8 protein-coding genes are annotated in these 15,484 nt (G+C 73.1%); 1 reads left to right on the forward strand and 7 read right to left on the reverse strand.

Features of this window, described 5'->3' with window-relative positions:
• Positions 1 to 20: 20 nt before the first annotated feature.
• The 7 genes from AB0K02_RS10800 to AB0K02_RS10830 form a co-directional block, all read right to left on the reverse strand.
• Positions 21 to 1,604, reverse strand: coding sequence for a phage tail sheath subtilisin-like domain-containing protein (locus tag AB0K02_RS10800; RefSeq protein ID WP_365992030.1), 1,584 nt, complete (start codon positions 1,602 to 1,604; stop codon positions 21 to 23).
• Between the two features lie 116 nt (positions 1,605 to 1,720).
• Complete coding sequence (locus AB0K02_RS10805; RefSeq protein WP_365992031.1) at positions 1,721 to 5,080, reverse strand: hypothetical protein; 3,360 nt, start codon at positions 5,078 to 5,080, stop codon at positions 1,721 to 1,723.
• A gap of 3 nt (positions 5,081 to 5,083) precedes the next feature.
• A complete protein-coding gene (locus tag AB0K02_RS10810) occupies positions 5,084 to 5,788 on the reverse strand; it encodes a DUF4157 domain-containing protein (protein WP_365992032.1) in 705 nt (234 codons plus the stop codon).
• 150 nt (positions 5,789 to 5,938) lie between these two features.
• On the reverse strand, positions 5,939 to 7,960 hold the full coding sequence (locus tag AB0K02_RS10815; RefSeq protein WP_365992033.1) for an ATP-binding protein: 2,022 nt from the start codon (positions 7,958 to 7,960) through the stop codon (positions 5,939 to 5,941).
• Entirely contained in the window at positions 7,960 to 8,631 is a 672-nt protein-coding gene (locus AB0K02_RS10820) for a DUF4255 domain-containing protein (RefSeq protein ID WP_365992034.1), read from the reverse strand. Before AB0K02_RS10820 ends, AB0K02_RS10815 begins: the two co-directional genes overlap by 1 nt.
• Positions 8,632 to 8,637: 6 nt before the next feature.
• Positions 8,638 to 12,654 carry a hypothetical protein gene (locus AB0K02_RS10825; protein WP_365992035.1) on the reverse strand — a complete coding sequence of 1,339 codons (4,017 nt, stop codon included), beginning with the start codon at positions 12,652 to 12,654 and terminating at the stop codon, positions 8,638 to 8,640.
• Positions 12,655 to 12,914: 260 nt separating this feature from the next.
• Complete coding sequence (locus AB0K02_RS10830; protein ID WP_365992036.1) at positions 12,915 to 13,562, reverse strand: response regulator transcription factor; 648 nt, start codon at positions 13,560 to 13,562, stop codon at positions 12,915 to 12,917.
• Positions 13,563 to 13,764: 202 nt separating this feature from the next.
• Here AB0K02_RS10830 and AB0K02_RS10835 point away from each other — a divergent pair, with 202 nt between their 5' ends.
• Entirely contained in the window at positions 13,765 to 15,075 is a 1,311-nt protein-coding gene (locus tag AB0K02_RS10835) for a hypothetical protein (RefSeq protein WP_365992037.1), read from the forward strand.
• The last annotated feature ends 409 nt before the right edge of the window (positions 15,076 to 15,484 follow it).

The raw sequence follows: 15,484 nt of genomic DNA on the forward strand, positions 1-15,484 counted from the left end.
TCTTGTTCTGTTTGGCTGCTCTACTCGTTGACGAGGCTGGTGCCACCCGAGAACTGGGCCAGCCGGAAGATCACGAACTCGGCCGGCTTCACGGGCGCGATCCCGATCTCGCAGACCACCTGACCGGCGTCGATGCCCTCGGCCGGGTTCGTCTCGCGGTCGCACTTCACGTAGAAGGCCTCGTCGGGCGTCATCCCGAACAGCGCGCCCTTGCGCCACTCGTTGACCAGGAAGGCCGAGATGGTCCGTCGGATCCGTGCCCACAGGGCGTCGTCGTTCGGTTCGAAGACCACCCACTGGGTGCCGATGAGGATCGACTCCTCGATGTAGTTGAACAGCCGCCGGACGTTGAGGTACCGCCAGGCCGGGTCGGACGACAGGGTCCGTGCGCCCCACACCCGGATTCCGCGTCCCGGGAAACTGCGGACGCAGTTCACACCGATCGGATTGAGCAGGTCCTGCTCGCCCTTCGTCAGGTGGACGGCCAGGTCCACGGCTCCCCGCACGACCTCGTTGGCGGGAGCCTTGTGCACGCCGCGGCTCTCGTCGTTCCTCGCCCATATCCCCGCGACAGCCCCGCTCGGCGGGATGAACTTCGCCTGGTTCGGGGCCGTGGGATCGGCCACCTTCACCCAGGGGTAGTAGAGGGCCGCGTACTTGGAGTCGTATCCGGCGCCCGTCATGCGCCAGTCCTTGACCCGCTGCGGCGAGAGGTCGGGCAGCGGGTCGATGATCGCGACGCGGTTCCCCATCAGCTCGCAGTGCGCGATCATCGCCAGCTGGACGGCCTTGACCCCTTCTGCGTCGAGCGCGCCCTGCTGGTATGCGCTCATCAGGTCCGGCACGGCCAGCATCGTGATCTCGTCGACGGTCTCCAGCCCGCCGAAGCCGGTGCGGTCGTCGGTGCTGCCGACGTAGTCGGACGGGCTGAGGACCGCCGGGACCGCGGGCGCCGCCGCGGGGGCGGGCGCCGCGGCGAGACCCACCGTCTGGTTCTCGGGCCGGCCCAGCGCCTGCGCCGGCCCGGCGTCCTCCACGGTGATCAGCCGTGACTTGTCCCGTACCACCGTCACCACGTAGTTGCGCTGGCTCCGCTTGGCGGAGACCTCCCAGGTCTCCTCGACCCGGTCCGCGCGCTTCACCGTCAGTGTGAAGGCGTCCTCGCCGGGCGACTCCCCCTTGGCGTCCGCCACCTCGACGGCGATCCCGTCGCCCGTCCCCTCCAGGGCGGCGACCTGAAACCCTCCGAGCGCGCTGCGCGGCCCCGCGGGCAGCGCCCCTGCCTTCCCCCGCTTCCCGGCGGCGGCCGTGGGCCGGGACTCCTGGGCGGCAGGCCCGCCGTCCCCGCCGATCCGTACGACGTAACAGCTCCCTCCCCCGTTGAGGAAGTAGGCGTAGACGGCGTGGGCCAGGTACGACCCCTCCATGAAGTCCCCGAAGGCGGAGGTGAACTGGCTCCAGTTGGTCACCAGGGTCGGCGTGTTGTACGGCCCGTCGGCCGCCAGCCCGACGAAGGCGGCCACGGCGGTCCCGACGCCTTCGATCGGGCGCGAGCCGGCCTCGACCTCTTCGACGTAGACGCCTGGTGACAGGTACGACGGCATCCTGGCCCTCCCCTGGGACGTAACGGTCGCCTTCAGCCTGCGCCGTGCGCCCGTTCAAGGTCATGACCTGCCGTACGGGTCTGGGGGAACCCCGCGGTGCCCCTTCGGGCAAGCGGCTACTCCAGCTTGGCGGCCACCTTCTTGCCGTTGACTTCCCACTGCCCCCCGAGCAGGGTCTCCGCGGCGTTGGTTCCGGTCCCCTCCCAGTCCTTGTGCTCCTTGGCGTCATAGCTGATCGATGCGGCGACCGCGCCTCCTCCGCCGAGCCGGGCCAGCAGCTCGTTCAGCGTGCCCGTACAGCCCGGGCAGGGCCCCTTGCCCACGACCCGCAGGCTGAGCTCGGTCACCTTCGAGCCCCGCTTCACCGTCTTGTCCAGCCATGTCGCGAACTGGTACTCGGCATGGCTCCGGTGGGAGCCCCTCACCGGGTCCCGGGTGTTCCAGGTCTCCACCTCGGCGACCTTCCCGCCCGGTGTCATGGGGAGGATCTGGCCGCCGATCTGGGTACCGCGCCTGGTCCTGCCCCCATGCCCCTCGATGGCCGCGGGAAGGGAGTCGGGGACCATGACGGGGCGGCCGTCCTGCATGACGACGCGGCCGTTGCCGTCCTTCAGAGCCTGCGAGCCGAACCGTTCCTCGATGGCGGGCGGTTCCTCGAAGGTGACCGACGCCTCGCAGCGGACGGTGGCCTGCTGCTTCAGTGTCACCTTGCCCGCGCCGCTGGTGGGACTCGCCGTGGCCAGGACCTCGAAGCTCTCCTCCCCTCGCTTGACCACCTCCAGCCTCTTCAGGCCCTGCCCTCGCAGGTCGCCGGCGATGCCCGCCACGACCCGGCGGAGTCCGGCCTCGTCGTGGACGGTCGGCCAGGCCTGCTGCAGTCTGCTGCGGGCCAGCGCCTTGACCTGCCTGCTCTGCTCGGTGTCGGCGCCCCCGCCCCTCAGGGATCGCAGAATCCTCCTGCCCGCCGTGACGATCTTGTCGATGACCCAGTCGACCGCCTTCGTCACCGGTGCCTGGACCTTCTGCAGGATCTCCTTGATCTTCGCGGAGATGCCGCCCAGGCCCAGCAGGCTCGCCAGGAAGTCCAGGACCACCGGGACCGCCTTCGCCAGGCTCTGCTCGATCAGGGCCGGGACGCCTCCCCCGCCGCCCCGCGCGATGCCCTCGATGGAGTCGAGGACCGAGTCCACGAAGCTCTTGATCTGCGCCGCGCGGTTCACGAAGAACATCACCACGTCGTAGATGGCCTTGCAGGCCCGCACGAAGGCCGACGCCGGGTTCAGCAGGGAGACGATCCAGGTGATGCCCGCCGTGACGATCTTCTCGGTGACGAAGTCCTTGATCGCGCCGATGACCGTGTCCTTGAGGTCGGACAGCTTCTCTACGATCCACTTCCACAGGCCGCCGACGCCTTCCGTCACCAGCACCTTGACCATCTCGAAGCCGGTCTCCAGCGCCCCCATCGCGCGCTCGCCGATCCGGGCCACGATGCGGGTGCGGATGTTGGCCCAGGTCAGGCCGAGGACGGAGAGGATCAGCTTGAGGATGCCCTTGGCGTCGAAGGTCTCCGGGATCTCGATGCCGCCCGCCGAGAGCTGGCCGAACAGCCACTGTTTGAGGCCGTTCCTGAGGTGCTCGCCGATCCGCGCGGCGAAGCCCGTCACGCCCGCCTTGACCGCGTTGACGAGATTGCCGAGGAAGCCGATCGGATCGGAGATGATCTTGTCGATGGCGCCTGCCGCCCGAGCCAGCACGCCCAGGAGCATGTCCTTGAGCTTCAGGACGGTCTCGATCGTGCCCGCGACCGCGTCCTTCGCTTTGCTCAGCAGGCCCTTGTTCTCCTCCTGGAGCTTCTTGATCTCCTCGTCGAGTTCGCCGCGCGCCGCGACGTACCTGTCCGCCAGATCCTGCACCAGCGACTGCGACTTCTCCGAGACCGATGACTCCAGCTGCTGGAACTCCCCGCCGATGTCGTTCGCCGCCTGCTGGGCGAACCTCCGCAGACTCGCGGGCTGTTCGGCGACCTTGCCGGCGATCTTCTGCTTGCCTCGCGCGATGGCGCCGGACGCGTCGGCCAGCCGCTTGCCGATCAGGTCCGCGATGTTCGAGATGACCGCCCGCATCTCGCGCTCGTAGACCAGACGCGCCTCGGCGAAGATCTGGTTGGCGCGCGGCGGAGGGTCCAGCACCGCGTCGGCGAGCCAGCGGGCCGCGCCCGTGATGCCGGAGTAGCGCTCGTCCTTCCAGGCCTTCATCTTGGTCTGGTGGTCGGCGTCGAAGGCCGCCTTCGCCGCCTTCTGCCCGTTGTCGAACGCCGTCTCGACCTCGGTGTCGAGCGCGCCGAGGATGCCCTCGACCTCCTGCTTCGTCGCGTCGAAGATCCCCTTGATCTCCGCCGCGACGCGCGCCCGCTCCTGCTCCTCCTTGGACTGCGCGGCGCCCTGGCCCGCCGCGACCTGCTGCGCGGCACCCGCCTTCGCCGCCGTCATCGCCTGGATGCCGGCCGGGCCTGCGGCGGCCGCGCCGCCCTGCTCGGAGGCCACCCGCACCGCCTCCGCCGCCCGGAACCGGTCGGGCGCCGTCGCCGCGTGCGCGTCGGATTCCTTTTTCGCGTCCAGCGCCGCCTTGAACTGCGGCTCGTTGGAGTGCGCCAGCTGTTCCGGGGTGACCTTGGCCTCCGCCATCATGGCGTCGGTCTCCTTGGGCCCCGTACTCAGATCGGTCTGCTCGGGCGGGGCCTTCGCCACCGCCGCTGCCTTCGGGTCCGGGGGCGCGAGCGTCGGCGGTGCGGGCTGTCCCGGCAGCGGGGTGACCGGTTTCTCCACGGCCTTCGACTCGTCGGGGGCCTTCGCGGTCTTCTCGGTGATGTCCTTGGCCGAACCCTCCTTGCCCGCCTTCACCTGGCCGGAGACCTGGGACTTGATCTCGTCGGTCTTCCCGGACCGGGTGAACGTGTCGGCCTCGTCAAGGGTCTTGGGCGCCTTCGCCGCGATCGCGGCGGACACCGCAGCGACGAAGGCCTCCTTGTCGAAGGTGCCGGGCTTCGCCGTGCCCATCTCGCCGGCCTGCGCTGCCTTGGCCTGCGCCTCCTTGTCGTCCCGGGGCGGCTTCGCCGCGTCCTTGGCGGCCTTGACCTGGGACGAGGTACTGGGATGGGCAGCCAGGGCGTTCTTCTTCGCCCGGATGTCACCGGCGGCCTTCTGGAAGCGCGGGTCCGTCTGCGGTGTGAGGCCGGTGGGGGCGACGGGCAGTGCGGCGCCGGAGTCCAGCCGCTGCACGGGGGCGGGCTGCGGCTTCGCCACGAGACGGGCCACGGCGGCGTTCCCCGCACGGGCCTGCAGCCGCTGGACCACTCGCGGGTCCAGCGGCCGGGGCCGGGCGGCCGCGCCCGGGGCGCCGTCAGGAGCCCGGCGCGACGGCGCCTCGGTCTTCCGCGCGGGCTCGTCCCCTGCGGCCCGGTCCGCTGTGGCCTTCACCCCCTACTCCGCCGGGGCCTCGTCCTCTTCGGCCTCCTCAGCCGCCGCACGCTGCACGAAAACGCCCTCCCCGGAAGCCTCCCGGCCCCCTTCGGTCTCGCGCTGCACGGGCGCGGCCGGAGCCGGCGCGGCCATCACGCGTTCGGCGTTGGCCACGGCCTCCCGCTCGAACCGGTCGGACGGGTCGCTGACCTTGATGCCGCCCGCGGTCTCGGTGCCGTCCACCGGACCCGACCGCTGCTGCACGACATGCGTCAGCTCGTGCGCCAGGGTGGTACGCCCCTGGTGGGAGCCGGGGTCATAGGCGTCCCGCTGGAACACCACATGCGAACCCACCGTGTACGCATGGGCGTTGACCGATTTCGCCGATTCGTGCGCGGCGGAGTCCGTGTGGACCCGTACGTCACCGAAGTCGTGTCCGAGCCGGGCCTCCATGTCGGTGCGGACCTCGGCGTCGAGGGGCCTGCCGCCACCGGAGTTCACCACGTCGTGCACGGAGGAGCGCTGCACCGCGGCCCCGACACCGCTGTTGCCGAGGGCCCGTTGCAGCCGCAGCATTCCGCCGGGGCCGAGCACATCGGCCCGTCCGCCGGCCGCCGCCTTGAGCAGCAGGGCGTCGGGGGCGCCGGCGTCGTCCCGCTCGGCCTTGGGCCGCGGGCCGGCCGCGCACTCCGCGTCGTGCTCGTGCCCGTGTTCGTGTCCGTGCATCTCTCCCCCTGACCCGGGTGCCGCTGTGAGGGCTCGGTTCGGCCGGCTCACCTGCCACCATCCGCCATGCGGCGCCCGTCGGACAGAGGCCTCCGGTCCCCCCGCGGGCAGGGCCGACTGCCCCTTCGGGCAGACGGCACCGGCCGACGGCTACCGCACCAGGCCCACATACGGCCCGAACTCGCTCGCGAGGCACAGCCGGCCCAGCTTCCGGTACTCCCTCGCCACCGCCGCCACCAGATCCGCCATCGAGACCGGACGCTCAGCCTCCGCCGCCAGGTAGGCCGCTGTGACCGCAGCCGAGCGGATGTCGCCGCCCGCCAGCTCGAACGCCCTCGCGCAGAAGGCCAGGTCGAGGTCGCCGGCCCGTGGGAGCGCGCTGCCCAGGCAGCGGTCCCACAGCGCCTCGCGCTGCTCGGCGTCCGGCAGCGGGAAGTCCACCACCAGGTCCAGGCGGCGCGTGAACGCCTCGTCCAGGTTCGCCCGCAGGTTCGTCGCCAGCACCGCCAGTCCGTCGAAGGTCTCCATCCGCTGCAGCAGATACGCGCTCTCCACGTTGGCGTAGCGGTCGTGCGCGTCCTTCACCTCGGAACGCTTGCCGAAGACCGCGTCCGCCTCGTCGAAGAGAAGCACCCCGTTGACGCCCGCCGCCTCGGCGAAGATCCGTTCCAGGTTCTTCTCCGTCTCCCCCACGTACTTGTCCACGACCGTCGCCAGATCGACCGTGTACAGATCCAGTCCCAGCGCCCCGGCGATGACCTCCGCCGACATCGTCTTGCCCGTGCCCGAGTCCCCGGCGAAGAGCGCCATCACCCCGCGTCCGCGCCCGCCGCCCGGCCGCATCGCCCAGTCCCCCAGCACCCGGTCCCGGTGCCTGGCCCGCGCGGCCAGCTCTCTCAGCTGACCCATGACGCCCGGCGGCAGGACGAGGTCGTCCCAGCCCACCGCGGGCTGGATCCGGCGGGCCAGCCGCTCCAGACCGGAGGTGTTCTGCGCCCGTGCGCCGTGGAGCAGTTCCGCCTCGCCCACCCGGCCGCCCCCGAGGACCGCCTGCTGCCGGGCCGTCGACGCCGCACGCCGCATCTGCTCGGGGGTGAGGCCGAAGGCCGCCACGGCGTCCCCCGTACTCCCGTCCCCCAGCACCCGCCGCCACAGCGCCGCCCGCGCCGCGGCCCCCAGCCGTCCGACCTCCACCAGCAGCGGCGCGCCGTCCGACCACTGCGGGTCCCAGCCCGCCTGGCCCGCCAGCAGCACCGGTACGGGCAGCCCGGCCAGTGCCCGCAGCAGCTCCAGCCGCTCCCCCAGCGCCTCTACCGGGGCCGCGATCAGTCCCGCCCCCGCCAGCGCGGCCTCCCGGCCGGCCGCCCTGACCAGTGCCTCCGGGCCGGTCTGCCGGGCCAGCCGCGTCAGGTCCAGGACGAACGCCGCGCGCCCGGCCCCAGCCAGGGCGTCCGCGGCCAGCTCCTGCGCGGTGCCGCCGGCGCTCTCCCGCAGATACACCGGCGAGATCGCGTCCCGTACGGCACCGGCGAGCCGCTCGGGCAGATCACCGAGAACCCCCTCGGGCAGTGCCCCGGCCCGCGCCGGGCGCATCACGTCCACCAGTGCGGGGTCCATGGCGTCATCACCCAGCAGATGGCTGGTGACCCGGTCCGGCACCCGCAACGACCGGCCCAGGAAGGGGCGTTCCGGCTCCTCCACGAGCAGCAGGCCACGCTCCACCAGCGGCGCGTCGGCAGCGAGCCGGGCCCGTGCCCCGGCCGAGACCGCCGCCACCCCGCACAGGCCCAGGGCCAGCCCGATCGTCGGACGCCGGCGCGTGACGTCGTCGTTGAGGTAGCCGTAGAGCTGCTCGAACCGGCGGTCGAGGTCCGGTGCCAGCGCGATGAGCAGCAGCTCCACGTCCAGCGGCGTCAGGCCGAAGTGCCGTTGGAGTGCGGTCAGCCTGGAGGTCTCGGCGGTCCGCTCCGGGGCCTCCCGGCCAGGCGCGTCCACCGGGTCGTCCGGCCGGGGCACGGCCTGCGGCTCGTCCAGGATCCGCTGGACCGCCTCATCGGACAGGTAGAGGCCCCGGAAGGGGTCGTCCGCCTCCGGGTCCACGGCCCGTCGTGCCTGGACGGCCCGGCGTACCCGCGCCTCGACGATCGCGAGCCGTGCCAGCAGATGGTCCATCAGGCTCCCGTCCGGTCGCCCGGGCGGCGGACGCGTCGCGGGCCACGCGGCCCCGGGACCGGGACCGGTACGGACGCCGGCGCGGCGGCCGGCGCATGGACGTCCGACAGGTCGACCGCCAAGCCCTCCTCGACCGGTGGCCCAGCCGGGTAGACCGGTGCCGTGGTGACCGGCGCGCTGACCACGACGTCGAGCGAGGGCTTCAGCTCGCCTCCCAGCGCCGACCACACGTCCGCGAACGCCCGGTCCTCCGGCGGCGGCAGCGCGATCGAGAGCGGCACCGGCAGCCCTGTCGCCGTCAGCTCGGGCCCCAGCCGCCCGCCCGGCACTGCGTCATGCCGCAGGAAACACGCCAACAGCGCGGACAGCAGCCGGTGTTCGTCCTCCGGTCGCTGGGTCCACGCGCTGATCAGGTACGAGAGCTTGAAGTAACGGGGCGGCAGGGTCCGGGCCGTGACCCGGCCCTGCGCGTCGTAGATGTTCTGCCGTCCGCGCGAGCGTCGCCGCAGGTCCTCGCGGATGTCGTACAGGTAGAGGTTCACGGTGGGGGTGTTGCGCCGGGCCGCCCAGTCCCGGGTCGGCGCGTCGAAGACGACCTCGACGTCCGCGCCCTCCCCCAGCGCCTCTCCTCGCACCAGACCCCGCAGTGCCTCGTCCACTTCATGGATCACGTCCGGTCACCTGCGCCACTGGAAGTCGGACGGCTGCAGCACCCCGGGCACCACCAGGTACTCGGCCGTCACCTCGCGCATCAGCGGCTCGGGCACGGCGTCGTGCGTCGCCCTGAGGTCTCGCGGCCCCAGCGCGTCCTGTACGAGTACGAGGACAGGCGCCGAGAAGGTTCCGTCCGCCCGGACCACGACCGGCGCGGACGCCGCCGTCACGCCTTCGCTCCAGCGCAGCCGCACCGTGGCCCCGGGCGGGAAGGAACTGCCGTGGGCCTGGGTGACCGCACCGGGCGGTCCCAGTGCGGGGTCGAGCCGGACCACGGGCCGGCGCACGGTCAGCGGTGCGCTCGCCGTGTTGTCGGCGGGGTTGCTGTCCGAGCCCGTGGTCGTGACCGTCGCCGTGATCGCCCCGGTCAGCGCCCCCTCCGCCGCCAGCCGCAGCCGTACGGTGGTGCGGGCGGCGGGCGCCAGGTTCGCGAGCGTGCAGCCGTCCCCGGTCAGGCACGCCGGCCGGGACACCGACACGACCCGGAGCCCGGGCGGCACGACGACGTTGAGCGTCAGCCCGGTCGCGGTGACCGGCCCGCCGTTGCGGATGGTCACCTCGGCGGTGATCCCGCCGCCCGAGTACGCCGTGCGCGGCCCGGCGGTCACCGACACGGACGGATTGGCGGAGCGCCGCGCGGGCGGCGGCTGTTCGTCCACGGTCAGCGGCGCCGAGGCGGAGTTGTTGCCGGGGTCGGTGTCCGGGCCGGGAGTGGTGACCGTACCGGCGACGGACCCGCGCAGGGCGGTGTCCGCGGTCACCACCCGGGTCACGGTCACCGTCGCGCCCGGAGCCAGGTCTCCGAGGGCGCAGCCGGCGGCGGGGCAGGCGGGTGTGGCGGTGACGACCGACAGCCCGCTCGGCAGTACGGGCGTCAGCAGCACCGACTTCGCGGGGGCGTCGCCGAGGTTGCGCACCGTGTAGACGACGGTCGACCGGTCACCGGTCGGTATCCGGGAGGGCGTCGCGGTCACGGTGACCGCCGGGTCGGGCATCCGGGGGTCGACGACGGTCAGGTCCACCGACGAGCGGTCGTTGCCGGGGTTGATGTCCCGCGTGCTCGCGGTCACCCTGCCCTCGATCGTCCCGGAGAAGGCGTTCCGGGCTGTGTAGACGAAGGTGACCTTCTTCTCTCCGCCGGGAGCGATACTGCCGAGGTCGCAGCCGGTGGCCGGGCACTGCGTGCCGGACAGGAGCGTGAGGCCGGGCGGAACGGCCGGCGTGAGCCGGGCGTTCACGGCGGTCGCGGTGCCGGCGTTGCGGACCGTGAACTCGACGGTCGACCGCTCGCGGATCTTGATGACCGGCGGGGTGGCCGTGGCGGTGACCGCCAGGTCCGGGACCACGACCACCACCGCCAGTTCGCCGGTGTTGTCCTGCGGCTGATGGTCGGTCAGCCCGCCCTGCGCGGTGGCCTGGATCGCCTGTGCACCCGGGGCGACGCCCTTGACTCCCAGCTCGATCCGCGCCTGTGTGCCGGACTTCAAGTCGCCGACGTCGCAGAGCAGTTGGCGGGTGTCGGCCGGATCGGCCGTGCAGGCATCCTCCGGCTCAAAGGGCGCGACGAAGTCCAGTCCGGCCGGCAGCCCGACGCGGATCCTGGTGCGCGGCGAGTCGGCGACGCCGCGGTTCCCCACGACGAGGACGACCGTGCCGGTGTCGTCCAGCATCAGCGGCGAGTCATCGGTGGTGAGGTTGACCCGCAGGTCGGAGCTCGGCTTCCAGGTGGGCTGCTGCTGGCCGTTGTAGAGCTTGCCGGGCAGCGTCTCTCCGCGGCCGCTCGCCGGGTCGACCACCCGGATCCGGCGGTCGGTCACCGAGTCCCAGCCGGACACCACCACGTCGACGGCCAGCCGGCGGCCGTCGGGCGACCAGGCCGGGTTGTCCGGCATGTCGTGGCCCGGCCCGTCGCCGCCGGGCGCGGGCACGGCGAGAGGGCAGCTGTCGCCGAAGGGCACGAGCCCCCGGCAGCGGGTGCCGTCGTCGCCCGTCTCCAGCACCATCCGCGGCCCTTCGTAGCCCGAGACGGGTGCGGCACGCAGGCCCGGTTCGCTGGTCACAGCGGTCTGGCGGACGAAGGCGATGCTGCCGGTGCCGGGCCGGTAGGCGGGCCGTACGTCGACCACGCGGCAGTCGGGTCTGCCGCACTGCGCGGCCGTCACGTCGAACTGCACGCCGCCGTCCGGCGTCGCCCCGGCGGTCCAGATGTGGCGGTCGCGGGTGTCGTCCCGGAGCCGTACGGGACCGTCTGAGGTTCCGGCGCCGTCATCCGAAGGCGGGCCGCCGTCGACGGGAGGCCCGCCTCCGTCCGACGTGCCGCCGCCGTCGTCGACGGCGAGCCTCGCGTCACCCGGGACCGGCCCCCGCAGCCGCCCCGGAACCGCGTTGATCCTCGGCCTGCAGTAACTCCACCGTGAGAAGGCGAGCTTGCCGCCGTCCGGTGACCAGGCCGGGTCACGGTCGTCCGAGTAGCACACGTATCCGGACCTCGTCCGCTCCGGCACCACGTGGAGCAGCCGTCCGTCCTGTGGTCCCCGGGAGATGTCGACGACCACGATCTCGGCGGCCGGATCCGGGACGTCGGGGTCGGGAGGCGCGGACCGGGCGAAGGCGAGCCTGGTGCCGTCCGGGGACCAGGCCGGCCGCTCCTGGAACTCGTTCTCGTCCATCCCCTCGTACCTCAGCGGCACCGCCCGGGCCGGCCCGAGCTCCTCCCCGACCAGGATCCGCCGGGAGGTCTGCGCCTCCAGCCGCCCCGTGGTCCGTACGAAGGCCATCCTGCGCCCGTCCGGCGCGTACGCGGGATCGGACAGGGCGATCTCCTCGCTCTGTCCGGCCCGCAGTTCGAGCCGGTCCAGCGGTACGGCGGCCCGCTGGCTCTCGATGCCGAATTCCTCCGGATCCTTCCCGGACACCATGACGACGGGTTCGCCCCCGGCCGGGGTGTGCCAGCCGACGCTCTCCGTCTCGTAGCCCACGACCTCGTACGGGTCGTACAGCGGCGTGCCCCGGCAGGTGCCGCAGGCCTCCGCCCGGGCGTCCACGAGGTACGGCTCGCCGGACAGGAACACCAGTGCCTCGCCGTCGGGCTTCCACGCGGCGCCGTGTCGTGCGTCCTGGTGGCGCGCCCCGACCGCCAGGATGTCGGCCGGCGCCTCCCCGCGGCCGGCCGCGGGGACCGTGGCGAGCGCCTGCTCACCCCGGCCGGTGCGGGTGATGTACGCGATCCGGTTCCTGCCGCCCGGGACCGCGGGCTCCCAGACCGGCTTGGCCGCCGGGGTCTGCCCGTACGAGACCGGGACCTCCGCGCCGCCGGCGGCCACGGTCGTGCGGTAGGCCCGCTGCTCCCGCGTGAAGACGAACTCCGTGCCGTCCGGGGACCAGTCGGCCCAGTCCGCGTAGGCGACGGCCTCGCGCAGCCCGGTGCCGTCCGTGCGGACGACCCACACGGAGGGCCGCGCACCGCCGAACCGGCCGCGGGAGTCGTCGCAGCGGTCGGCCGACGTGCGGCTGCCCTCGCCGTCGTCGTTCTCCCACGACACGAAGGCGATCCAGCGCCGGTCCGGGGACAGCACGGGATCGGCCACCCGCCCGCCGTCCAGGTGCACGACCGGGGTCACCGGCCCGCCGCCGGTGCGCCGGAACACCCCTTCCCCCGTGCCGCTGCGGTCGCTGACCCAGACCATGTCGTCGCCGCGCGCCGATGCCTGGCAGTCGTTGCCCGCCGCGCCGGGCGGCAGCAGTGGCGCGAGAGCGCCGCGCGGGCCGATCGTGGCCACGCTGCGGTGCGGGCCGTCGCCGACGTACGCGATCCGGCCCGGGTCGGACGGGAGTTCGTCGACGGCCGGCGCGGGCAGGGGTTCGGCAGCCATGACGGCGGGGCCCGCGGCAGGTGTCGCACCCACGAGCACCATGGCGAGCAGCAGACCCAGCCCTCGCCGCCCCCGGACGGAGCGGAAGACACCTTCGAGCACGCGCATCCGCCGGATGTTTTCCCCCGCGCCTCCCGGGGCGTCCCCGGGAGGAGCCGACAGCATCCGGACAGCCCTCCTCACGACGACCCTGTCCGAAGCCCACCCCGCAGGCACCCCGAGAAGGGGCACCGGTCGGGGTAGCCCCCACTGCCCTAAGAGGCAGCGCGTCCGGGGTCGGCGCGAGCGAGCGGTGTCCGGCGGCTCGGGGCGACCGCGGTGGAGGCCGCCCCGGACGCCGGATCACGTGCGGGCGCGGTGGGGCCGGATCAGATGAAGCCCTGCCGCATCGCGTACGCCACGGCGTGCGAACGGTTGCGCAGCTGCAGCCGCGTCGTCACGTCATGGAGGATGTTCTTGACCGTGCGCTCAGAGAACGCCAGTGCCCGCGCGATCTCCGCGGTGTCGCTGCCCTCGGCGATCAGCCGCAGCACGTCGACCTCCCTGGGCGCCAGCCCGGTGAACGCGAGGCCGCGCGGATCCAGCACCTGCCGCTGCAGCCGCCCCACCTGGTCCAGCAGGCGCCCCAGCAGGTCCGCAGGCACACTGCCCTCGCCGCTCGCCGCGGCCGTGATGACCTGCACCAGCCGGTCCGTGGACGCCTCGGCGCGCCGGACGACACCCAGCACTCCGCATTCGGCGGCCGCGACCAGCCCCGCGTCGTCGATCTCGGTGGCCACGAGCACGGTGCCGCATCCCCCGCCTCGCTGGAAACGGCGCAACGTCTGCATCTCCGTCTCCCCGATCCGGTCCGCGGACACCACGGCCACGGCCGGCCCGTCGTACTCCTCCTCCCCCAGCAGCTCCAGTTGGGGGCAGTTCCTCAACTGCCCCGCCAGCCCGGCGCGCGAAATCGGGTCCTGGGCCATCAGCCGCACCCGGATGCGCTCCGCGCCGCTCTCTCCTTGGTATCGCATGTTCGACTTCCCCCTGTTCGGCGCGCCCCCACGCCATGCGAGAGCGGCGCCTGTCGTGCCAGGCACTTCCTCACTTGGTCGTCCAGTGAACACCCGGGCAGTCAGCAGCCACTCCACGCCAGCTCAACGGGCAACGCAACGTGCCCCCAGGTGTGTCCGTAGGGGAGCGGAGCCCTCCGGGCCGGATCCCTACCGTCCCCCCATGACCACTTCCGCTCTTCTGGACGCCTCACCCGCCTCGGTGCTGCCCGGCGAGGAGGCCCGGATCCCGCTCGAGATCCGCAACGGCGGAAACGTCGTCGAGGCCTACCGTTTCGAGGTCCTGGGTCCGGCCGCCGGCTGGAGCGCGGTCGAGCCGGCGACGCTGTCCCTGAACCCCGGCACGGGCGGACAGGTGGAGCTGGTGGTCCGGCCGCCCCGGGACGCCACCGTCCCGCCGGGAGAACTCCCCTATGGCGTACGGGTGCTGCCACAGGAGCAACCGCAGTACGCCACGGTGCCCGAGGGCGTCCTGCACATCCGGCCGTACGCCGACTTCACCGCGGAACTGACCCCCCGGCTGGGCCAGGGCCGCACCGGTGCCCGGTACCAGGTGGCGTTGGACAACCGCGGCAACTATCCCCTGGCTGTTGCCCTTTCGGGCATGGATCAAGGTGATCTGCTGAAGTTCGGGCTGCCTTCCGGGCCCACGGTGGTGGATCCGGGGCGGGCGGCGTTCGTGAAGCTGCCCGTCAGGCCGAAGAGGTGGATGTGGCGCGGGGTCGCCGTGCCCCACGTCTTCCAGGTGATCGCGGCTCCGTCCCCCGGCCCGGAGGGGGCGCCGGAGGTGGCCCCGGAGCCGCTCGACGGCAGTCTCCTCCAGCGTCCGATCGTCTCGGCGGGCCTGCTGAAGCTGCTGATCGCGCTGCTGGTGCTGCTCTGCGTGCTGGCGGGTCTGTGGTTCGGGTTGCTGCGGCCGGTCGTCCGCAGCGCCGCCAAGGAGGCGGTGAAGGCCCCGGTCGAAGCGGCGGAGTCCAAGGCGGCCGAGGCACAGGAGGCGGCGGACGAGGCCAAGGAGGCCGCGTCGGCGGGCGCCGGGGGCGACAAGCCGGGCCCGGGCGGCAGCGCGGCGCCGTCCCCGTCGGCCTCGGCGACTCCGGGCACAGGCCCGGCTCCGCTCCCGCAGGCCGCACTGTTCTCGTACCGCCTGACCCCCTCGGCTCCGGCCGGCGGCACAGCCGCGGCGACGTACACGGTCCCGGACGGCAAAGTGCTGCGCCTGACGGACCTGGTCATGGAGAACCCTCAGGGCGACGCGGGCACCATCACGCTGTCGGTGGACGACAAGACGCTCCTCGCCCCCGCCCTGGAGAACTTCCGCGAGCAGGACTTCCACTGGGCATCGGCGATCCTGGCAGGCCCGAAGCAGAAGATCACGGTGACCCTCGCCTGCCGCACGGTGGGCCGCCCGCCCTCCGGTCCGGCCCCCGACCGCTGCAGCTCGGCGGTCCTCTTCAGCGGCACGCTGGAGTGATGCGGCGAGTCGCGCGTGAGACGGGGGTGGCGCCCCGGGCGCATCGGCGCCAGGGGACTGTGTGCGACACGGATTGACGGCAGGTCAGTTGCGGCCGGCCATGACGCCGCCGTCGACGTCCCAGACGGCGCCGGTGACCCAGTCGGTCCGGTCCGACAGCAGGAGCGGCGACGTCGTCGGGGATCTCGTCGTCGGACCCGCCCCGCAAGAGACATGACCAGTACCGCGCCCGTCGGCCCGACGGCCCTCGTATCCGACCCCGCCACGGCACAGCGGCGCATCCTGCGCGTGCTGGTCACCTCCCAGATCCTCAGCGGCGCCGGGCTCGCCGCCGGCGTCACCGTCGGCGCCCTCTTCGCCCCAAACCACCGACTGGACCGGCGAGGGGCAGGCGGTGGCCCCGGAGCCC

It is taken from the genome of Streptomyces sp. NPDC049597, from assembly GCF_040675505.1.
Taxonomy (GTDB): Bacteria; Actinomycetota; Actinomycetes; order Streptomycetales; family Streptomycetaceae; genus Streptomyces.